This is a genomic window from Kitasatospora sp. NPDC036934, from assembly GCF_055608425.1.
In genome coordinates this window covers 1-22075 of the sequence record NZ_JBVJQR010000048.1, presented here as the reverse complement: position 1 = coordinate 22075, position 22075 = coordinate 1, and the positions used below count along the sequence as shown (strand labels likewise).

The window sequence follows — 22075 nt, the reverse complement described above, 5'->3', positions numbered from 1 at the left end:
ACTCCTGTGAGGAACACGGGGGCGATCCCCCCGGGACGGGACGTGAACGCGGCGGAGGACCGGCGGCGGGCGGCGGCCGCCCGGGTCACTCCTGGACCTTGCCGCCGGTGATGCGGGAGATGGCGAGGGCGATCAGGATGATCAGGCCGTTGAGAGCACCGATCCACTGTGCGGGGACGCCCGCCAGTGTGAGCACGTTCTGGATCATGAAGAGCAGGAGGATGCCGCAGAACGCGCCGAACATGGTCCCCCTGCCGCCGTTCAGGCTGATCCCGCCGATGACGGCGGCGGCGAAGACGGTGAAGATGTAGCCGTTGCCCTGCGCGGAGGCGACCGAGGCCAGGCGCCCGGACAGCATCAGGCCGGCGAGGGAGGCGAGCACGCTGCCCGTCACGATCACGGTCCACAACACCCGGCCGGTACGGATGCCGGCCGCCTTCGCCGCGTCGGCGTTGCCGCCGACGGCGTAGAGCGAGCGGCCGAAGTCGGTCCAGCCGAGCACCACGATCGCGATCGCGAACAGGACCAGGCACGTCCAGATGGAGGCGGGCACCCCGAACCACTCGGCGGTGCCGAGGTAGAGCATCGAGTCCGGCAGCTGGAAGAAGGTCTGCCCACCGGAGATGCCGGTGAGGATGCCGCGCAGGACGATGAGCATGCCGAGGGTGACGATGAAGCCGTTGAGGCCGAAGCGGATGATCATCAGGGAGTTGATCACGCCGACGAGCACGCCCACGGCGAGGGTGACAGGGATCGCCCAGGCACCGGGGAGCAGGCCGAGCCCGTGTCCCGCGCCGGCGGGGACGACCAGCCAGGCCGCCACGCCCGGCGCGAGGCCCATCGTGGACTCCAGGGACAGGTCCATCTTCTTGACGATGAGGATCATCGCCTGGGCGAGGACCAGCAGGGCCATCTCGGACATGGTCTGCAGGACGTTGATGAGGTTGTCGGCCTGCAGGAAGACGGGGTTGACGATCTGGCCGACGATCGCGATGACGACGATCGCGGGGACGAGGGCGAGGTCCCGCAGCCGTGCCAGGGGTATCCGGCCGCCGAGCAGCGCCGTGCGCGGGGGCTTGGGCTCCGCGGCCTTGCCGGCCGTGTCCGCGAGGACGGTTTCAGGCATCGAGGTCCACTCCTTCCATCGCGGCCACGAGCTCGTGGTCGTGCCAGCCGCGGGCCATCTCTGAGGTCACCCGGCCCTGGAACATCACCAGGACCCGGTCGCACATGCGGAGGTCGTCGAGCTCGTCGGAGGCGATGAGCACTCCCGTCCCGGTCCGGGCCGTTTCCTCGACCTTGCCGAGCAGGAACTCCTTGGAGCGCACGTCCACGCCCGCGGTCGGGTTGATCAGCACCAGCAGGCGGGGGTCGTCCGCCAGTGCCCGGGCCATGACGACCTTCTGCTGATTGCCGCCCGAGAGCGCGGAGACGGGCAGCTCCGGTCCTGGTGTCTTGATCGCGAGCTTCTCGATCATGTCGCCGGCGAGCCGGTCCCGTCGGCCACGGCTGAGGAATCCGTTCCTGCCGATCCGGTGCGGAACGGACAGTGTGGCGTTGTCGGCGATCGACATGTCGGGCACGAATCCCTGGTGGTGCCGGTCCTGCGGGACGAACCCGGCACCCGCGGCGAGGGCAGCGGGAACGCTGCCGGGCCGGGGCCGCCGTCCGGCGATCGCCACCTCGCCCACCCGGGCCGCCCGCAGCCCCACCACGGTCTCGGCGACCTCGGTACGACCGCTGCCGGCGGCACCCGCGAGCCCGACGATCTCCCCGGCGCCCACCTCGAAAGTGACGTCACCGTAGGTGGCACCGCTGCCCAGCGCCTGCACGGAGAGCGCCGGCGTGGTGGTGCGGTCGAGGTTGCTCTCCCGCACCTGCAGCCGGTCGACCGCCGCCTCGCCGGTCATCGCGCCGACCAGCTCGGTGCGGGGGAGTTCCGCGACCGGAGCGGTCACGATGTGCCGGGCGTCGCGGAACACCGTCACCATGTCGCAGATGTCGTAGACCTCCTGGAGGTGGTGGCTGATGAACAGGAAGGTCACGCCCTGCCGCTGCAGGTCGCGGATGCGCTCGAAGAGGCGGGTGATGGCCGCTCCGTCGAGCTGGGCGGTCGGCTCGTCGAGGATGATGAACCGGGCGCCGAAGGACAGCGCCCTGGCGATCTCCACGAACTGCCGCTGCTCCACGCTCAGATCGCCGGCCGAGGTCTGCGGGTCGACGTCGACGGACCACGCCGCCAGTAGCTCCTGCGCCTGCCGGCGAACGGCCTGCCAGCTGATGAGCCGGCCGCGGCCGCGGCCCTGCCGGTTCAGGAACAGGTTCTCGGCCACGGTCAGGGTGGGGATGATCGTGGACTTCTGGTAGACGCAGGCCACGCGCTGTCGCCAGGCGTCGCGGTCCGCCGGCCGTGGCGCGGGGGCGCCGCCGAAGAGGACCGTTCCCTCGTCGGGGGCCTGCAGACCGGTGAGGACCGAGACGAGCGTCGACTTGCCGGCCCCGTTGCGGCCGACGAGCGCGTGGGTCTCGCCGGGCCTGATGGTGATCCGGGCGCCGTCGAGGGCCACCGTCGGACCGAATCGCTTGACTATGCCCGTCGCCTCGACGACGGGCGGACCCGCCTGGGACCGTCCGTCGTCCGCCGGGGCGGGTCCGGGGCTGGCTGCCGGTTCCCCGTCGCTCATCACAACCGCCTTGTCATCGTTAGCCGTTGGGTGCCTGGTCGGGCAGGTCAGCCCAGGTTGTTGCCCCACAGGGAGGTGTCGTCGCTCTTGACGCTGGGCACGCCTCCGTAGGTGCCGCCGTCGACGGTGACCAGGGGAGCGGGGAGCTGGTCCTCCAGCAGGCCGGGACGGACCTGGACGATGGTGCTGTCGTGGTCGGTCTTGCCCGCTGCGAACGTCTTCCCGCCGATCGCCGCCTGCAGGTAGTACAGGGCGTACTTGGCGTACAGGTCGGCCGGCTGGGAGACGGTGGCGTCGATCTTGCCCGCCGCGATGGACTTGAGCTCCTCGGGGATGCCGTCGTTGGACACGACGAAGACGTGCTTCGTGTCCGCCGGGTCGACCAGCAGGCCCTTCTGCTTGAGGACCTGGAGGGTGCCGGCCAGGGCGAAGCTGGACTCCATGTAGACCCCCTTGATGTCGGGGTTGGCGGTCAGGTCGGTCTGGAGTTTCTGCGCGGCGACCGCGCCGTCCCAGTTGGTGGCCTCGCCGAACACCTTGATGCCGGGGTAGTTCTTCTTCATGCAGTCGTTGAACGCCTCGGTGCGGTCCCGGCCGTTGATGGAGTCCAGGCCGCCCTCCAGCATGACGACCTTGCCCTCGCCGCCCAGCTTCGTGCCGAGGTACTGGCAGGCCTTCTCGCCGTAGGCGCGGTTGTCGGCCCGTACCACCATGAACACGTTTCCGTTGTCGGGGCGGGTGTCGATGGTGACGACGGGGATCTTCTTCGCCTCCAACTGCGCCAGCGTCGGCGCGATGGCGGCGGTGTCCTGCGGTGCCATCGCGATGCCCTTCACGCCCTGGCTGATGAAGGTCTGCGCGTTGGCGGTCAGCTTGGCGACGTCGTTCTGCGAGTTCGTCGTCTTGAGCGACAGGCCGAGCTGTCCGGCGTATCCGGGCGTGTACTTGATGTACGAGTTCCAGAAGTCGGTGTCGGAGCGCGGGTAGTCGACGCCGACCAGCGGTGCGTTGCCCGAAGCGGTGCCGGTGCCCGAGTCGCTGCCGCAGGCGCTGAGCAGTGCCAGGGCGGACAGGGCCGAGGCGGTGGAGCAGAGTGCGGTCCTGAGTCTCATCGGTACTTCCTCACGCTGGTCCCTTGAGCGGGAGAGAGTTGTACCGGGCGGCAGTTGCCGGCGTGCCCGCCGCACCGGAGAGATGGGATGTATGTATAGGCGGCGCTCTGGGGTGCTGTCCAGGCATCGCGCAAGATTGCTGGATGAAGGGCCTGTTCGACCGATGGTGGATGGGCGGGGGACGGAGAAGTCCCATCAATCTGGGATCGTTTTCATCCTGCATGCCCGTTGACATCAGGCCGTCACATGGACGAGCTTCGTGCGTGGCCTCCGGCGTGCCAGGGGCGTGCGCGTCGCACGCCCCCGCCGTCCGGACCATCTCCTCCGTCTCCCCCAGCCCAGGGATTTCCTCATGCCGAGTTCGCCGCACACACGTCAGTTTCTGTCCTCGACCGCGGGCGTGGCCGCGGAGGCCGTCGCCGACGGCGGCCCCGTGGCCGACGACGCACAGGCGGCACCGAGCACCTACACGCCCGACTGGAGCTCGGTCGACCAGCACCCGCCGGCTCCGGAGTGGTTCCAGGACGCGAAGTTCGGGATCTACTTCCACTGGGGGGTGTTCAGCGTTCCCGCGTACGAGAACGAGTGGTACCCGCGGAACATGTACCAGGCCGGAAGCGCGGCCAACCAGCACCACATCGCGACATACGGCCAGCCATCGGCCTGGCCCTACCACAACTTCATCGACGGGGCGAAGGACCGCGCGGGCAACACCGTGCAGTTCGCGCCGAAGCTGAAGTCGGAGGGCGGGAACTTCGACCCCGACGAGTGGGCGCAGCTGTTCGCCGACGCCGGCGCCGAGTTCGCCGGACCGGTCGCCGAGCACCACGACGGCTTCTCCATGTGGGACAGCCAGGTCAACGAGTGGAACTCGGTCGCCAAGGGCCCGAAGCTGGACCTGCTGGCGCTCTTCGCCACGGCGATCCGCGCCAAGAACCTCAAGCTGCTGGTGGCCATGCACCACGCGTACAACTACAACGGCTTCTTCGAGAACGCCCCCGTGCAGTCGGATCCGAGCCTCAGGAAGCTCTACGGGCAGTTGGACAGGCCGCAGGCGAACCAGCTCTGGTACGACAAGTTGAAGGAGGTCCTCGACCGCTCCCGGCCGGACGTCCTCTGGCAGGACTTCGACTTGAAGTCGGTCGACGAGACGCGGCGCCTCGACTTCCTGTCCTACTACTACAACCAGGCCGATTCCTGGGGCCGCGAGGTCGTCGCCACCTACAAGGACGGCTTCGACAACAAGGGCCAGGTCTTCGACTACGAGCGAGGCGGCCCGGCGGACCTCACCACCCCGTACTGGCTGACCGACGACAGCATCTCCGACAGCAGCTGGTGCTACACGCAGGGCATCGGCTACTACGGCATCCAGCAGATGCTGCACTCGTTCATCGACCGGGTCAGCAAGAACGGCACCGTCCTGCTGAACATCGCGCCGACGGCCGACGGCACCATCCCCCAGGCGCAGAAGGACGTCCTGCTCGGCATCGGCGACCACTTGAAGCGCTTCGGCGAGTCGATCTACTCGACCCGCGCCTGGACGGTCTACGGCGAGGGCCCGACGAAGATGGGCGGCGGCTCCTTCACCGATCCGACGGCCGGCACCCCCCAGGACATCCGCTTCACCCGCAACAAGGACGGCAGCGTCCTGTACGCCACCGTGCTGGGCTGGCCCGGTGGTTCACTCACGATCAAGACCCTCGGCTCCGGCCGGATCGACGTCTCGTCGCTGACCTCGGTCAAGCTGCTCGGTTCCACCTCCGGAACCACCATCGACCTGCCCGCACCGGTGCAGAGCTCCTCCGGTCTCACGGTCACCCTGCCCTCCTCCGCGCCGTACAGTGCCAGTGCGTACGTCCTGAAGCTCTCCTTCTCGGGCACCGTCCCGGACGTGCTGCCGCCCGTCGGCGTCGCCGCCTTCACGGACGTCGGCTACACCGGCGCCTCCGCGGCGCTGAACGTGGGCGAGTACACGGCGGCCGACCTGACCGCGGCCGGTGTGGGCGTACGCACCATCTCCTCCATCCGTACGTTTCCCGGCTACCAGGTCATCGGCTACTCGGGAGACGACTTCACCGGCACCGCCTGGACCTTCACCGCCGACACCCCCGACCTCAGGGCCACCGGCAACGACGACCGGATCGCCTCGCTGAAGGTCCGGTTCGACCCGTCGACGTACTTCCAGCTCACCAACGCCACCGACGGCCTCGCCCTGGACAGCGGCGGCGACGTCGACTCCGGAGCCGACCTCAAGCAATGGGCCCCGACCACCGGCACCAACCTCCAGTGGCAGGCGGTCGACGTGGGCGGCGGCTACTACAAGCTGGTCAACCGCACCAACGGCATGGTCGTCGACGGCTGGGGCGCCACCGCCGACGGCTCCGCGGCCCGGCAGGCACCGTGGAACGGCGGCACCGACCAGCAGTGGAGGATCATTCGCCGGAGCGGCAACGGCTACTCGATCGCCAACCGCACCACCGGTCTGGCGCTCGACGGGGGCGGCAGCGCCGCGTCGGGCTCCGTCACCAAGCAGTGGACCTACAACAGCAGCGCCAACCCGCTGTGGACCTTCACGGCCCTGTAAGGCCGGCCGCAGACCTGGGCCGGAGCCCGGCCGCCGGAGGCAACGGCGTGGACGGCCTCACCGAGACCGTCCACGCCGTTCCCCCACCCGCTCGTCCGCCGGCGTGGCCGCCCACCGTCGGGGCGGCCGGGCGCGCATCCGTGAAGTTCTTGTGATCGATCACTTTTTACGTGACAGAAATCTTGACGCAAAACCCCGGTGGGCCAACGATGATGGCCATCGCGCAGCAGTCGCCATAGGGGCAAGATTGTTAGCGCTAACATTCCGGCCTCCCGGAAGTCCCCCATGCCCCAGTCACGTTCGGCAGGCCGATGGCGGCTGTGCGGCAGCTCCACCCGTTCACAAGGGAGATCTCGATGAACCGACAAGGTTCCCGCCGCAGACCGGCGTCTGTGGTGCTGACGGCCATGGTCGCCACCGTGGCAGCATTGGCGGCGATGCTCGTCGCGGGCCCCGCTCAGGCGGCCACCAGCGGCGCCCTGCGCGGTGTGGGTTCCGGCCGGTGCCTCGACGTGCCGAACGCCGGCCAGACCGACGGCACGCTCCTGCAGATCTGGGACTGCTCGGGCGGGACCAACCAGCAGTGGACGGTGACGTCCGCCAACCAGCTGACCGTGTACGGCAACAAGTGCCTGGACGTTCCGGGCCACGCCACCACGGCCGGCACCCGGGTGGAGATCTGGTCCTGCACCGGCGCCGCGAACCAGCAGTGGCGGGTGAACGCCGACGGCACGGTGGTCGGCGTGGAGTCCGGGCTGTGCCTGGACGTGTCGGGCGCCGGTACGGCCAACGGCACGGCGGTGCAGCTCTGGAACTGCAGCGGCGCCGGCAACCAGCAGTGGACCGGCCTGTCCGGGACGGGTACCACGTGTGCTCTCCCGTCGACGTACCGGTGGACCTCGACCGGTCCGCTGGCGGAGCCGGTGAACGGGGGAGCCGCGCTGAAGGACTTCACCGACGTGGTCTACAACGGCAAGCACCTGGTCTACGCGACCTACTCCGACGGAACGTCGTGGAAGTCGATGGGATTCGCTCCCTTCACCAACTGGTCGGACATGGCCTCGGCCCCCCAGACCGTCATGTCCTCGTCCGCGGTGGCGCCCCAGCTGTTCTACTTCGCGCCCAAGAACACCTGGGTACTGGCCTCACTGGGGTGGGGCACCGCCTGGCCCTTCACCTACCGCACGTCCAGCGACCCCACCAACCCCAACGGCTGGTCGGCGCCGCAGGCGCTGTTCACCGGCAGCCTCCCCACCGGAGGCCCGATCGACCCGACCCTGATCGCCGACGGCCAGAACATGTACCTGTTCTTCGCCGGTGACAACGGCAGCATCTACCGGGCGAGCATGCCGATCGGGAACTTCCCCGGCAATTTCGGCTCCTCGTACACCACGGTCATGAGCGACACGGTGCAGAACCTGTTCGAGGCGCCCCAGGTCTACAAGGTCCAGGGTCAGAACCAGTACCTCATGATCGTCGAGGCCCGGGACGCGAACGAGCACCGCTACTTCCGCTCCTTCACCGCCACCAGCCTGAACGGCTCCTGGACCCCGCAGGCCGCCACCGCGAGCAACCCCTTCGCCGGCCTGGCCAACAGCGGTGCCACCTGGACCAACGACATCAGCCACGGTGACCTGGTCCGTAACAACCCCGACCAGACCATGACCGTCGACCCCTGCAACCTGCAGCTCCTCTACCAGGGCAGGAACCCCAACTCGGACGGCACCTCCTACATCCAACTGCCGTACCGGCCGGGCGTGCTCACCCTGCAGCGCTGACCCTCCCGTCCGCTCCACCGGAGAACCGCTCCGGTACCTGACGCCTTGAGGAACCCCGGCCGCGGCGGCGGCCGGGGTTCCTCGTCCTTTTGGACGCCGCCGAGCAGGTGCTCGTTGTGTTGCGTCTGCAGGGCGAGATCATCCGGGCAGGGCTCCGCCGCCGCCTCCGCGTTCAGTTCGCGACCAACACCCGTACGTCCCAGGCGCCGAGGGAGAGCGGCTCGCCGGCCGCGACGGCTGTGCCGTTCAGGACGTCGGTCAGGGCCACGGGGGCCGGGACGTCGGCGGGCTGCCAGCTCCAGTTGTGGACCACGTGGACGCGGCGTCCGTCCGGGGAGGTCCCGGTCGTCGCGGTCACGGAGGCGGGCAGGTCGCGCCAGGGGCCGACGGCGGACGGGGCCAGCCAGGCGGCGAGCTCCCGGGCGAGGTCGCGGCCGGGCACGGTGCCGACGGCGGTCACCCGGCCGTCGCCGTGGCGGCGGGTGGTGACGGCGGGCCAGCGGCCGAAGTGGGGGTGCTCGTAGCCGGCCAGCACCGTGGCGTCGGCGGCCGTGAGGCCCTCGACCCAGCGGGTCGCGACGGCGCCCGCCGGCAGGTCCAGCGGACTGCCGGGGGCGGAGCGCACCGGGAGGTCCGCGGTCAGGTTGCTGAACTCGTCGTACCGGACGCCCGCAGCGGCCGTGAGGCGTGGCGGGGCGGTCTCGTGGCGGGCGCGGGCCTCGTGGTCGGCGTAGCCGGTACGGGGGCCGAGGACGAGGTGGCCGCCGGCCTCGGCGTAGGCCGCGAGCCAGTCGAGCAGGGAGTCCTCGGCGAGGTAGAGCCCGGGGACGACCAGCACGGGGTGGCGTCGCGCGGCCTCCTCGGGCGCCAGGCCCTCACGCTCGCCCCGGGCGTCGTGCAGCTGGCGCGCGTGCAGGATGCGCACCTGGCGGCCGGCCTCGAAGGCGCCGCGGTAGAAGGGGTCGAAGATGCGGTGGTACGAGGTCGGGTCCGGGTCGCCGTTCGGCTTCGCCAGCGGCGGGTACTTCTGCATCAGCCACTTGCTGGGCATCGAGTAGACCATCGCGATGTCGGCGTCCGGCTCGATCCCGGCGACCAGCGGCCCGGCGGTCTCGAACTCGGCTCCGAGCCGGGAGAGTTCGGCGTAGGCCCGGCCGGGCTTGCCACTGTGCGGCAGGATCCCGCCCCAGTACGTCTCGGCGCCGAAGTGCAGGGTGTGCCAGTGCCAGTACTCGATCATCCGCGCGCCGCGTGAGACGAGCGCCCAGGCGGCCTGGCGCCACTGGCCGTCGAAGGCCGGGTGGTTCTCCGAAGTGCCGCTGATGGCCTGGGCGTTGGTCTCGGTGACCAGGAAGGGCTCCTGGCGGGAGGAGAAGATCCGGTCGGCGCTCTGGTACAGCGCCCACACGCCGGTGGTCTTCCACCACTGCTCGTGGTCGTCGGGCGTGGGGTCGGGCAGGGTGAGGGCGTCCTGCATGTCGTAGTACGGGTTGCCCGCGGTGACGTCCAGGGCGTCGGTGATCTCGTCGTCCTCCATCGCGGGGTGGTTGTACGCGAGGCAGGTGGTGACGAACTGGTCGGGGCGGGCGTACTCGCGGGCGATCGCGGCCTGCCAGGCGACGAACTCGGTGGTCTGGCGGGCCTGGAACGCCCGCCAGGCGACGTCGTACTGCGGCTGCTGGTTCCCGTCGGGCCGCCAGAGGTCGGCCCAGGTGGAGAGCCGGTGCGACCAGTAGACCAGGCCCCACTCCCGGTTGAGGGTCTCCACGTCGCCGTAGGTGTGGCGCAGGTGGTCGACGAAGCGCTGGAAGACGCCCTCGTTGAGGGGCAGGCGCAGGCCCGGCTCGTTGTCGACCTGGAAGCCGATGACGGCCGGGTGCGCGGCGTGGCGGTCGAGGATCGCCCGGGTGACGCGTTCGGCGTGGTGGCGGAACGTGGGGTGGGAGAAGTCGGCCTCCTGGCGGGCGCCCCAGCCCATGGGCCGGCCCGTCTCCCGTTCGCCGGCGATCTCGGGGTACTGCCGGGCCAGCCACGGCGGTACGGCGTAGGTCGGGGTGCCGAGGACGACGGCGATGCCGCGCTCGTGGGCGCCGTCGAGGACGGGGGTGAGCCAGTCGAGGTCGAAGCGGCCGTTCTCCGGCTCCCACGTGGACCAGACCGACTCGCCGACCCGGATGACGGTGAACTTCGCCCCGGCCATCAGGTCGAGGTCTTCCTTGAGCCGCTCGTACGGCTGGTACTCGTGGTAGTAGGCGGCGCCGAACAGGACGCGCGGGGGCAGCGGGAACACGGGTGCACCTCTGGGCGTGGAGGAGCCCCGGCTGCCGGGGGCGGCAGCCGGGGCGGGAAGGAATGTGGGTCAGGAGGCGGTGCCGGTGACGGTGTCACCGGTCTTGGTGACGGTGTAGGTGACGGTGTCGCCGGTCCAGAAGCGGAAGGTGAAGGTCGCCGGGACGCCGTCCTTGAGGGACTTGACGTAGTCGGGCCTGAGGGTGGTGGTGTTGGCGCCGTAGTCGGCGCGGAGGTTGTCGAACGACTGGTAGGTGGTCCAGGAGGCCGGGCCGGCGGCGGTGCCGTCGGCGTAGGTGGACTGGACGTTGGCCATCAGGGAGCCGTTGAACCGGGTGGGGATGGTGAGCCCGTCGAGCGTTCCGGTGGCGTCGGCCATGGTCGGCTTGTCGTAGGAGCGCACGAAGAGCTTCCACGGGACGCCGTCGGAGTAGCGGACCTCCAGGGTGGCGTTGACGCCGGCGGCGCGGTCCCCGGCGAGGCGGGTGAGGGCGTCGGCGGTCAGGGTGAGCTTGTCGCCGTCGAGGGTGTAGTCGAGGTAGGGGATGAGGGGGAGGCCGTCCTGCCAGAGGCCGGCGAACCACTGGCCGTTGCGGTTGAGGGTGATGGTCTGCGCGGTGATGGGGCCGGACTTCGGAAGGAAGATGTTGTCGGTGGAGGCGGTGCCCGAGCGAGTCCGCCAGGACGTCTCGATCAGGTCCTTCATCTCGGGGACCATCCACTGCATGGTGGAACGGTTCAGGAAGTCGTTGGCGGCGTCCCAGACGGCGGAGGTCATGCCGTTGCGCCGCGCCTCGTAGTTGACGTGCTCGAAGTACTTGAGCATCTCGCCGCGCTCGACCACGCCGGAGTAGGGCGAGGTGAGCAGGCCGTACTCGCCGAGGTAGACGGGGATGCCCTTGGCGACGAAGGTGTCGTGCACGCGGGCGAAGCCCTCGGTCAGGTCCGACTGGGCCTTGGCGTCGTACGTCGGGTCGTTGGCGATGTTCACGCTGAACGGGTACCAGCTGTAGTAGTGCACGGTGGCGACCAGGTTGCGGTCGTTCAGCGAGTTCATCGTGGTGGAGAGGTCGTCCAGCAGGTTCTGGGCGTTGCCGGTCTGCTCCGTGGGCAGGACGAGCAGGCGGTCCTTGTTCCTGTCGCCGGACTTGCGGACGATGTCGTGGAACGAGGTGTTGAGTTCCCGCAGGTACTGGGTCTTCTGGACGTCGGTCGCGGCGTCGAACTGCGGCTCGTTGATGCTCTCCATGAGCAGCGTGCGCGGCTCGTCCTTGAAGGTGGTGGCGATCTGCTGCCAGGTGGAGTTGAACCGCGCCACGATGTTGTCGTGGTCGGTGGACATGTACTTGATCCACTGCCACGAGTCGTGGTGGACGTTGATCTCGACGTAGAGGCCGTCCTCCAGGGCGAGGTCGACCACCTGCTTGACCCGCTTCATCCACACCGGGTCGATGGTGTACGGCGCGGTGGCGGACTGGTGCGGGTACCAGGAGACCGGGATCCGGACGCTGCGGAAGCCCTGGGCCTTGAGACCGTCGAAGGTGGCCTTGGTGGTGAGGGGGTTGCCCCAGGAGGTCTCGTCGGGGAGGGCGTCGAGGGTGTTGCCGAGGTTCCAGCTGGGCTGCATCGCGGCCACCGCGGCCATCGGGTTGTTAGGGACCCTGAGCCCGGCGGCCTCGGCCGCGGACGGGGCCCCGTCCGCGGGGGCGGCGATCGCGGTGCCGCCGCAGAGGGCGCCGGTGGTGACCAGGGCCACCACGAGGCCGGCCGTCCGGCGGAGGCGGCGGTTGCGGGGGCGTGCGGTGTGCGGTGAGTTGTTCACGGATCGTCCCTTCGAGTGAACAGGTGGAGAAACCCGGCCGGCGGCCGGGGGGTGGGAGAGAGCTCGGGTCAGGAGGCGGTGCCGGTGACGGTGTCACCGGTCTTGGTGACGGTGTAGGTGACGGTGTCGCCGGTCCAGAAGCGGAAGCTGAGCGTCACCGGAGTGCCGTCCTTGAGGGACGTGAGGAAGTCGGCCTTGATGGTGGTGGTGTTCGCGCCGTAGTCGGGGCCGAAGTTGCCGAACGACTGGTAGGTGGTCCACGAGGCGGGGCCGGCGGCGGTGCCGTCGGCGTAGGTGGACTGGACGTTGGCCATCAGGGAGCCGTTGAACCGGGTGGGGATGACGAGCCCGGCTGCGGTTCCGGTGGCGTCGGCCATCGCGGGCTTGTCGTACGAGCGGATGTTGAGCTGCCACGGGACGCCGTCGGAGTAGCGGACCTCCAGGGTGGCGTTGACGCCGGCGGCGCGGTCCCCGGCGAGGCGGGTGAGGGCGTCGGCGGTCAGGGTGAGCTTGTCGCCGTCGAGGGTGTAGTCGAGGTAGGGGATGAGGGGGAGGCCGTCCTGCCAGAGGCCGGCGAACCACTGGCCGTTGCGGTTGAGGGTGATGGTCTGCGCGGTGATGGGGCCGGACTTCGGAAGGAAGATGTTGTCGGTGGAGGCGGTGCCCGAGCGAGTCCGCCAGGACGTCTCGATCAGGTTCATCAGGGTCCGGTCCCGCCACTGGAGGCTGGTGCGGTCCAGGTAGTTGGCGTCGTCCCAGAGGGCGGTGGTGAATCCGTTGACCTGGGCCACGTGGTTGACGTGCTCGTAGTACTTGAGCATCTCGCCGCGCTCGACGGTGCCGGAGTTGGGCTCGCTGAGCAGGCCGTACTCGCCGAGGTAGACGGGGATGCCCTTGGCGACGAAGGTGTCGTGCACGCGGGCGAAGCCCTCGGTCAGGTCCGACTGGGCCTTGGCGTCGTACGTCGTGCCGTCGGCGATGTTCACGCTGAACGGGTACCAGCTGTAGTAGTGCACGGTGGCGACCAGGTTGCGGTCGTTCAGCGAGTTCATCGTGGTGGAGAGGTCGTCCAGCCAGTGCTGGGCGTTGTTGGTCTCCTCCGAGGGCAGGACGAGCAGGCGGTCCTTGTTCCTGCCGCCGGACTTGCGGACGATGTCGTGGAACGAGGTGTTGAGTTCCCGCAGGTACTGGGTCTTCTGGGCGTCGGTCGCGGCGTCGAACTGCGGCTCGTTGATGCTCTCCATGAGCAGCGTGCGCGGCTCGTCCTTGAACGTGGTGGCGATCTGCTGCCAGGTGGAGTTGAACCGCGCCACGATGTTGTCGTGGTCGGTGGACATGTACTTGATCCACTGCCACGAGTCGTGGTGGACGTTGATCTCGACGTAGAGGCCGTCCTCCAGGGCGAGGTCGACCACCTGCTTGACCCGCTTCATCCACACCGGGTCGATGGTGTACGGGGCGGTGGCGGACTGGTGCGGGTACCAGGAGACCGGGATCCGGACGCTGCGGAATCCGTCGGACCTCAGGCGGTCGAACAGCGCCTTGGTGGTGAGCGGGTTGCCCCAGGAGGTCTCGTCGGGGATGGCGTCGAGGGTGTTGCCGAGGTTCCAGCTGGGCTGCATCGCGGCCACCGCGGCCATCGGGTCGTGCGGGACCCTGGCCCCGGCCGCCTCGGCCGCGGACGGGGCCCTGTCGGCGGGCGCGGCGATCGCGGTGCCGCCGCAGAGGGCGCCGGTGGTGACGAGCGCGACCAGGAGGCCGGCCGTGCGGTGGAGGCGGCGGTTGCGGGGGCGTGCGGTGTGCGCTGCGTCGTTCACGCGGATGTCCCTTTCGTGTGAACCGGTGGAGGGTTCTGATGGGTGGTCAGGAAAACGGGACGGGCTCGTAGTCGAACCGGTCGAAGTGGACGGTGCCTTCGGCGGCGTACATGCCGATGACCCGGCCGGTGAATCCGCCGGCCACCTCGGTGGACAGGTAGCGCCCGTCGAGGCTCGCGAGCGCGGTGAAGGTGCCGCCGGGCTCCTCGATGCCGAGGACGACGTCGTCGGGGCCGGTGCGCGGGCCGCGCGTCTCGCGCGGGACGACGTCCACGCCGAGCACCACGGGTCCGGCGGGCACCGGACGGGAGGCGACCTCGGTGCGCAGCGAGCCGATCCGGGCGATCACCTTCACCTCGCCGTCGGCCGCCTCGATCTCGTAGTGGTGGTCCTCGTCCATGCGGACGGCGAGACCGCCGCGGCCCCCGGCGGGGTCGATCAGGGTGCGGGTCCGGCAGGCGAGGTGCCGCTGGCGGCGGCCGACGAACACCACGTCGTTCTCGTCGAGGGAGGCGCCGGCGGCGCGCAGGGTGAGCCAGCCGGAACGTTCCTTCGTGGTGCACAGGTGCTCGGGGCGCTCCCGCACCGAGATCCACTGGGGGTGCAGCTCGGCCTGGTCGAAGTCGTCCCGGGCCGGTACGGCGGGCGCGGGGTGCAGCGGCCAGGCCGGGGTGGGCAGTTCGGGGGTGACCCGGCCTACCACCGGCCAGCCGTCCACCCACTCGACCGGGGCGAGGAAGGTCTCCCGGCCGAGCACGTACCAGGCGGGGGTGCCGCCGCGCGGCCGCACGGCGAGCAGAACCATCCACCAGGAGCCGTCGGGCGCCTGGACGAGGTCGGCGTGCCCGGTGTTCTGGATGGGGTTGTTGATGCCGCGGTGGGTCAGCACCGGGTTGGCCGGGCACGGCTCGAACGGGCCGGAGGGCGAGGTGCCGCGGGCGATGGAGACGGCGTGGCCGCGCTCGGTGCCGCCCTCGGCGATCATCAGGTACCAGTACTCGCCGATCCGGTACAGGTGCGGGGCCTCGGGGGCCGCGGCGCCGGGTGCGCCGGACCAGATCCGCTGCGGTTCGCCGATGGTCTCGCCGGTGGCCGGGTCGAGGCGGACCTGGGAGACGCCGGCGACGGTGCAGTAGCAGGTGCCGTCCTCGTCCCAGGCGAGGTCCGGGTCGATGCCGTGGACGCCGGGCAGCCGGATCGGGTCGGACCAGGGTCCGGCCGGGTCGGTGGCGGTGAAGAGCAGGTTGCCGTCGCCGCTGACGTTGGTGACGATCAGCCAGAAGCGGCCGTCGTGGTGGCGCAGTGTCGGGGCGTAGATCCCGGCGGAGGAGGGGGACTCGCGCGGAAGGCGCAGCTGGCTCGGCCGGTCGAGGGCGTTGCCGATCTGGGTCCAGTTGAACAGGTCGCGGCTGTGGAAGACGGGGATGCCGGGGAAGTACTCGAAGCTGGAACAGACGAGGTAGTAGTCGTCGCCCACGCGGCAGACGCTCGGGTCCGGGTGGAAGCCGGGGATCACGGGGTTGGGGAGGGTTCCGGTCGGCTGGGACTGGTCTGACACGTGGTCGGTTCCTTTCGAAGGTGCATGTCGGGGTGGTGGTGCCCCGCGCCCTCGGCCCTGGAGAGGTCCTGGGTCCGGGGCACCACCGGTTCATCGGGTTCAGCCGATCGCGCAGGAGGCGCCGTTGAACCGGAAGGCGGAGGGGTTGGCGTCACTGCTGGACCAGTTGGCCTTGAAGCCCCACTGGACGCTGCCGCCCTGCGGGACGGAGGCGTTGTAGGACACGTTCCCGGCGCTGACGCTCCGGCCGCTCTGCGACACCGAGGCGTTCCAGGTGTTGGTGATGCTGTTGTCGCCGGGGAAGTCGAAGCCGAGGGACCAGCCGTTGACCTGGCCGAGGCCGTTGTTGACGACGGTGACGGAGCCGACCATGACGCCCTGCCACTCGTTCTTGTTGTAGACGACCCGGCAGGCCGCGCCGGTCGGGTGCATCTGGACGACCGTGATGCCGTAGGCGGGCACGGTCTGGGTGGTCGCACTGCCGGACTGTGCCGTGCCGATCCCGCGGGCGTTCTTGAGGTAGGAGTGGACGGTCGGGGTGGCGGAGGACGGGGTGAACCCGGTGTAGGAGAGGTTCACCGCGGCGTCGTTGTTCGGGTCCTTGTTGATCAGCATGACGTCCACGTCACCGTCGGCGCGGCGGACGGCGTGCGCGGTGAGCAGGGAGGACGAGCTGGCGGCCTTGACCAGGGTGTCCCCGGGCGCGCCGAGCTTGCTGATCATCTGGATGCCGTAGTAGGCGGGGAAGGGCGTGTTGAGGGCCGGCTCGCAGGAGGCGCCGCTGGAGACCATGCCGCCGTCGTTGTAGTCGGTGGCGCCCTCGACGGTGGTCACCTTCGAGCAGTCGGTGCCGTTGCGCAGGTCCCACCAGTCCACGTTGAACGCGCCGTTCTCCAGCCAGGTGAGGTAGTTGTCCGGGGCGAACAGTCCGTTGGGGGAGGTGTCGAGGTAGGCCTGGGCGTTCGCCTCGGTCACCGCGATGCCGACGTTGGGGGCGTTGGTCCCGGCGTACTGGTTGATCAGCGAGCGCACGGCGCCGGTGATGTCGGCGTTCTGGGCCTGCGGCTTGGTGAGCAGGTCGGCCGGGCTGGTGCTGGTGGGGTAGGCGTGCACGATGGCGAAGTCGATCTTCGAGCCGGCGATCGACAGGACGGTGTGGTTCCAGTCCATGGTGTCGCCCGGACCGACCATGCCGTCCGGCCAGTAGCCGGGGGTGGTCAGCACGGCGCCGATCTTGACGTCGGGGTCGGCGGCCTTCATCGCCGAGACGTACTGGAGCACGTTGTTCGCGTAGGTCGTGGCGCTCTTGCTGCTGTGGGTGTCGTTCTCCCACTTGGCGCCGTACTCGCCGTTGCCGTAGACCTCGTTGCCGATCTCCCAGTACTTGATGCCGTAGCCCTTGGTGACGTTGGCGTACTGGACCCAGGCGGCGGCCTCCTGGGGGGTGCCCGAGCCGTAGTTGGCGGTGATGATCGGCTGCGCTCCGGCGGCGCGCACGGTGCCCATGAAGGCGTCGAAGCCGGTGTTCGGGGCGACGTACGAACCGTCGTCGGTGGTGCCGGTCTGCCAGTGGTAGGCGTCGGAGTGGCTGCCGCCGGGGTAGCGGGCGGTGTTGATGCCGGCCGTGCTGAGCAGGCCGGGGGTGGCGGCGGCGTTCATGGCGGCGTCGTAGACCGGGATGTTCACGCCGACGCCGGTGGCGGGAACGGTGGCGAGCTGCTGGGCGGCGTCGACCGACACGGACACGGTGCTCGCCGTGACGGCGGGCGGTGCGGCGGCGGCGTGCGGCGCGACGACGGCGACCGCGCCGGTGAGCGCGAGCGACAGGGCCGCCGCGGCGACTATGGCGCGTTCACGACAAGACTGGCCGGGTGATTTCACTTCGTTCCTCCAGGGGTGGGGCGCTGGGGTTCGGATGTGGGGATCGAACTCCCGCGTTCTGGACGGTAGGGCCCGGTGCGGCTGCTCGGGTCGGGCCCGGACGCGAAGCGTGTTCCGTACGGATGCGGGCCGGCGCGGTGGGGCGCGCGCGGTCGCGGTCTGCATCGTCAACTCCCCTCGGACGGCGTCTCGGTGAGGCGCAGCAGGACGGCGGACGGGGTTGTCGGCAGGGTCAGGCTGAGTTCGGCGGTGTCCGGGTTCCAGGCCGTGGCCGCCAGGCTGGAAGCCGGGTAGAGCACCTCGGCTCGAACGGCGGCGCCGGCCAGATGGGGCAGGTCGAGTTCCCGGACGGAGTCCGTTCCGTGGCGGCGCCAGGCCGTGACGTAGGTGGTGGCCGGGGTGTGCAGTGCCAGGGCGATCCACGGGTCCTCCCAGCCCGGGAGCCCGAGCGGCCAGGCGGGCAGCGCCTGCGGCAGGTCGGCGCGGATCGACTTGTGGACGGCCACCGCTTCATGGACCAGGTTCCGTGCCTCCGGGGAGAGTTCGGAGATCCGGCCGGAGAGGTGGATGCGGCCGAGGAGCGCGTTGGCCATGGTCAGGGCGACCTCGTCGGGGGAGTCCGCCGGAAGCGGGTAGGACCAGACGGCGCCCTGCTCGGGGGTGACGGCGGTGGGGGCCGACGCCGCGATCGGGGCGTAGCGCAGCAGGTCCTGCTGGTCGCTGGTGGACTGCAGCTGGAGCCGGGAGAGCAGGGCGTGGTCCATCCGCATGCCGCCGGAGGCGCAGTTCTCGATCACCAGGTCCGGATGCCGGTCCAGGATGCCGTCCAGCCAGGCGAGCTGGGCCCGGTTGTGGCCCAGCAGACCGGCCGCCGGGGCCTCGCCCGGGTGGCCGCTGATGCCGGAGCCCGGGTCGGTGTTGTGGTCGAGCTTGAGGTAGCCGACGCCCCACTCCCCGACCAGGCGGTCCACCACCGCGTCCAGGTGGGCGCGGGCGGCCGGGTGACGCAGGTCCAGGTGGTACCGGCCCCCGCCCTCCTCCACGCGGTGTCCGTCGCGGCGGAAGAACGCCTCCTCCGGGAGTGACCCGGCCACCGGGCTGTTCACCCCGACAGCCTCCGGCTCCAGCCACAGGCCGGGGGCCATGCCCCGCTCCCGGATGCGGTCCAGGACTTCGTGGATGCCCTTCGGCCCGGGGAAGCGGGAGGCCGACGGCTCCCAGGCCCCGACGGAGCTCCACCAGTTGTCGCCGTCGTCGTACCAGCCGGCGTCGATGACGAAGTACTCCGCGCCGGCCTCGGCGGCGGCGTCGACCAGGGGCAGCAGCTTGGCCGTGGTCGGGTCGCCCATCAGGCAGTTCATGTAGTCGTTGAAGATGACCGGGAGCCGGCGGTGGTCGGGGTGCGGGCGTCGGGTGGCCCGGCGGTACGTGGTGAGCGCGGCGAAGGCGCCGTCGGGCCCTCCGTCCGGGGCCAGTGCGAGCGCCACGGGTACGGTGCGGAACTCGGCGCCCGGCTCCAGCGGGTGGCGCCAGCCGTGGTCCACGTCGTTCGGGCCGTACAGCGCCGCGTAGGCGGTGTCGTCGCGCACCCCGCACTCCCAGCGCCAGCCGCCGCCGTTGTGCTCGATCTGCCACAGCCAGGTGCGGCCGGACTCGCGGTCCGTCAGACCGCCCATCGGCAGGTGGCCGCAGCTGGACCACACGCCCTGTCCGGCCACGACGCGGGTGGTGCGGCCGGAGGTGGTGCGGAAGCGGCCGCTCCGCTCGGGCGAGGACACGCGCAGCGGCTGGCGGTGCCAGCGGCATTCGGCGAACCACTCGTTCTCCGCCCACAGCAGGTCGGCGTGGTCCAGCTCCACCGGGTCGCCCCCGGTGAGGCAGCCCGCCACGAGCGATCCGACCGACTCCAGGTGCAGCGTGCGCGGTCCCTCGTTGCGCAGCAGCACCTCGCTGCGCAGCACGGGCAGGTCGTCCAGGGAGCGGTAGACCACCTCGGCGGTCAAACCGCTCTCCGGATCGTGGAGTTCGACGGTGAGCACGTGCCAGTCGCCGTCCCGGGTCGCGCGGTGGGAGCGGTGGCGCAGCCGTCCGCCGAGGGCGCTGTCGACGAGGTGCCGCCCCGACCAGTATCGGCCGAGGCCGGCGGTCGTCACCTCCACCAGCGGCAGCGGTGCGGCGGGGCGCGGGGTGGTGGTCTTCTCGCCGGGGGCGCCGAGGCGAACCAGGCGGGGAGTGCCGTGCTCGCCCAGGGCGATCTCCAGCTCCAGGGCGTCGTGGCCCCAGCGGACCGTCTCGTGCGGGTCGCTCATGGTGGCCTTCCTCGGTGGGGCGGGGGAGACTAGTGAGCGTTCACAAAAAGTGAGCGTTCACAACGGGCGCAGGACGGCGCAGCCGCCGGCGGGCAGCCGGCTCAGGGTGGCGTCCGTGAGCAGGTCGTGGGCCGTCTGTGGCAGCGGTACGGCTTCGGCGCGGTGGTTGATCAGGACGTGCCAGCGCCGGCCGTCCGCGGCGTGGCGGGTGACGGCCTCGACGCCGGAGGGCAGGCCTGGCAGCTCCGGGGCCGCGCCGGCCTCCGAGAGCAGCCGGCCGACCAGGGCGGCGTAGCCGGCGTCGCCGAGCCGGGTGGAGAGGTACCAGCCCTGGCCGGAGCCGAAGCCGTGGCGGGTGAGCGCCGGGCTGCCGGTCAGCATGCCGTGGGTGTAGGCGGCGAGCGTTTCGGCGCCCTCGGTGCGCAGCGACTCGCTCCAGGCGGTGGCCGTCGAGCCGTCGGAGAGCGTGACCTCCTCGCCCTGCCGCAGCGGGCGGTGCTCCTCGACCCGGATGCCCAGGGCCTCGCGCAGCGGTGCGGCCGGGTAGCCGTCAAGTCGGGCGCGGAGGTTTTCGTCGACCAGGCCGCTGAAGTGCTGGACGAGCAGGGTGCCGCCGGAGGCGACGTAGCGGCGCAGGTTCTCGGCACCCGCGTCGGTGAGCAGGAACAGGGCCGGGGCGAGGACCAGCCGGTAGCGGCTCAGATCGTGCTCGGGGTGGGCGAAGTCGACCGTCCGGCCGGCGTCCCACAGCGCCCGGTGGGCGCGGCGCAGCGTGGTGAAGTAGTCGAGTTCGGAGGACGGAAGCCCGTCGACGTTCATCGCCCACCAGGCGTCGGAGTCGTGCAGGACGGCGACCTCGGCCCGGACGGTGGAGCCGGCGAGTTCGCCGAGCCGGGCGACGGCCTCTCCGGCCGCCGTGACCTCGCGGAAGATGCGGCTGTCCGGCCCGGCGTGCGGGACCATCGCCGAGTGCCAGGTTTCGGCGCCGGCCCGGGACTGGCGCCACTGGAAGAACAGCGCGCCCTCGGAGCCGCGGGCGATGTGGGCGAGGGAGTGGCGCAGGATGTCCCCCGGCTCCTTGCCGAGGATGCGGCCGCCGGCGTAGACGGTGTTGGTGCCAGATTCCATCAGCAGCCAGGAGGCGCCGCCGGCGATCGACCGGGCCCGGTCGGCGTCGAAGGCGGCGTGGGCGGCGGCGTCGACGCCGGGCGCGCTGGGGTAGTGGTTGACGGAGACCACGTCGACCTCGCGGCCGAAGGCCCACAGGTCGAGGGTCTGGTAGCCGGGCAGCATGAGGTTGGTGGTGACCGGCCGGTCGCTGTGCTCGCGGATGGCGTCGCGCTGCTCGCGGTAGGCGGCGAGGGTCTCGTCGGACCAGAACCGGCTGTAGTCCAGGGCCTGACCGGGGTTGCGGTGCCACTGGGTGGCCCGGGGCGGCAGGATCTGCTCCCAGGAGGTGTAGCGCTGGCTCCAGAAGGCCGTGCCCCAGGCCTCGTTGAGGGCGTCCAGGGAGCCGTGGCGGGCGCGCAGCCAGACCCGGAAGGCGGCGGCGGTGTGGTCGCAGGAGCAGAGGGTCACGTACTCGTTGTGGACGTGCCACAGGGCGAGGGCCGGATGGTCGCCGTAGCGCTCGGCGAGGGCGCCCGCGATGCGGCGGGCGGCCTGTCGGTAGGCGGGGGCGGTGAGGCAGTAGGTGTCCCGGCTGCCGTGGGTCAGCCGGGTGCCGTCGGGCCCGACGGGCAGGGCGTCCGGGTGGGCCAGGGTGAACCAGGGTGGCGGTGAGGCGGTGGGGGTGGCCAGGTCGACCGCGACGCCGGCCGCGTGGAGGCGGTCGAGGTGGGCGTCGAGCCACTCGAAGTCGTACCTGCCCTCCTCGGGTTCCATCAGGGACCAGGAGAAGACGCCGACGGTGGCGAGGTTGACGTGCGCCCGGCGCATCAGTTCGTCGTCCTCCTTCCAGACCTGGGCGTCCCACTGCTCGGGGTTGTAGTCCCCCCCGTAGGCGAGGCCGCCGAGGCGCTCCGTGAGTCGGTGGATGTCCATCTGGGTGCCGTCCTTCCGGAAGCGGGGTCAACTGCGGTGCGGGGCCGGGGCGGTGCTTTCGCGGATGATCAGTTCCGGTGCCATGAGGTGGAGCTGGTCGTCCGGTTCGTTGCCTGCGGCGGTGGCGTTGATTCGTGCCATGACCTGTTCGACGGCGACCTGTCCGAGGTCCTTCTTCGGGCTGGTGACGGAGGTGAG

General features: G+C 70.6%; 12 protein-coding genes. 2 read left to right on the top strand and 10 right to left on the bottom strand.

What is annotated here, in order from left to right; genetic code table 11:
- Window positions 1-85 precede the first annotated feature (85 nt).
- From ACZ7BZ_RS36855 to ACZ7BZ_RS36845, 3 genes are read right to left on the bottom strand one after another with little or no spacing between them, the layout of a single operon-like run.
- Window positions 86-1126 (bottom strand): ABC transporter permease, encoded by a 1041-nt coding sequence (locus tag ACZ7BZ_RS36855; RefSeq protein WP_470362176.1) that lies wholly within the window; start codon window positions 1124-1126, stop codon window positions 86-88.
- Window positions 1119-2684 carry a sugar ABC transporter ATP-binding protein gene (locus tag ACZ7BZ_RS36850; protein ID WP_470362175.1) on the bottom strand — a complete coding sequence of 522 codons (1566 nt, stop codon included), beginning with the start codon at window positions 2682-2684 and terminating at the stop codon, window positions 1119-1121. The genes ACZ7BZ_RS36855 and ACZ7BZ_RS36850 overlap by 8 nt, the downstream gene beginning before the upstream one ends.
- A gap of 47 nt (window positions 2685-2731) precedes the next feature.
- The gene (locus ACZ7BZ_RS36845) at window positions 2732-3796 is read right to left on the bottom strand and encodes a sugar ABC transporter substrate-binding protein (RefSeq protein WP_470362174.1); all 1065 of its coding nucleotides are present in this window, start codon (window positions 3794-3796) and stop codon (window positions 2732-2734) included.
- Between the two features lie 352 nt (window positions 3797-4148).
- Here ACZ7BZ_RS36845 and ACZ7BZ_RS36840 point away from each other — a divergent pair, with 352 nt between their 5' ends.
- A complete protein-coding gene (locus ACZ7BZ_RS36840; protein WP_470362173.1) occupies window positions 4149-6380 on the top strand; it encodes an alpha-L-fucosidase in 2232 nt (743 codons plus the stop codon).
- A 356-nt stretch (window positions 6381-6736) separates the two neighbouring features.
- Window positions 6737-8158: a non-reducing end alpha-L-arabinofuranosidase family hydrolase gene (locus tag ACZ7BZ_RS36835; protein WP_470362172.1), complete on the top strand. Its 1422-nt coding sequence runs from the start codon at window positions 6737-6739 to the stop codon at window positions 8156-8158.
- 172 nt (window positions 8159-8330) lie between these two features.
- On the opposite strand, the gene ACZ7BZ_RS36830 is transcribed toward ACZ7BZ_RS36835, so the two are convergent.
- From ACZ7BZ_RS36830 to ACZ7BZ_RS36800, 7 genes are all read right to left on the bottom strand, one after another.
- Window positions 8331-10448 (bottom strand): beta-galactosidase, encoded by a 2118-nt coding sequence (locus tag ACZ7BZ_RS36830; protein ID WP_470362171.1) that lies wholly within the window; start codon window positions 10446-10448, stop codon window positions 8331-8333.
- 69 nt (window positions 10449-10517) lie between these two features.
- Window positions 10518-12269 (bottom strand): cellulase family glycosylhydrolase, encoded by a 1752-nt coding sequence (locus ACZ7BZ_RS36825; protein WP_470362170.1) that lies wholly within the window; start codon window positions 12267-12269, stop codon window positions 10518-10520.
- A 68-nt stretch (window positions 12270-12337) separates the two neighbouring features.
- A complete protein-coding gene (locus ACZ7BZ_RS36820) occupies window positions 12338-14086 on the bottom strand; it encodes a cellulase family glycosylhydrolase (protein WP_470362169.1) in 1749 nt (582 codons plus the stop codon).
- Window positions 14087-14132: 46 nt separating this feature from the next.
- On the bottom strand, window positions 14133-15644 hold the full coding sequence (locus tag ACZ7BZ_RS36815; protein WP_470362168.1) for a glycoside hydrolase family 43 protein: 1512 nt from the start codon (window positions 15642-15644) through the stop codon (window positions 14133-14135).
- A gap of 99 nt (window positions 15645-15743) precedes the next feature.
- Window positions 15744-17525, bottom strand: a complete 1782-nt coding sequence (locus tag ACZ7BZ_RS36810) for a cellulose binding domain-containing protein (RefSeq protein WP_470362167.1) — start codon at window positions 17523-17525, stop codon at window positions 15744-15746.
- A 167-nt stretch (window positions 17526-17692) separates the two neighbouring features.
- Entirely contained in the window at window positions 17693-19834 is a 2142-nt protein-coding gene (locus ACZ7BZ_RS36805) for an alpha-galactosidase (protein WP_470362166.1), read from the bottom strand.
- 57 nt (window positions 19835-19891) lie between these two features.
- Window positions 19892-21877 (bottom strand): beta-galactosidase, encoded by a 1986-nt coding sequence (locus ACZ7BZ_RS36800; RefSeq protein WP_470362165.1) that lies wholly within the window; start codon window positions 21875-21877, stop codon window positions 19892-19894.
- Window positions 21878-22075: the final 198 nt, after the last annotated feature.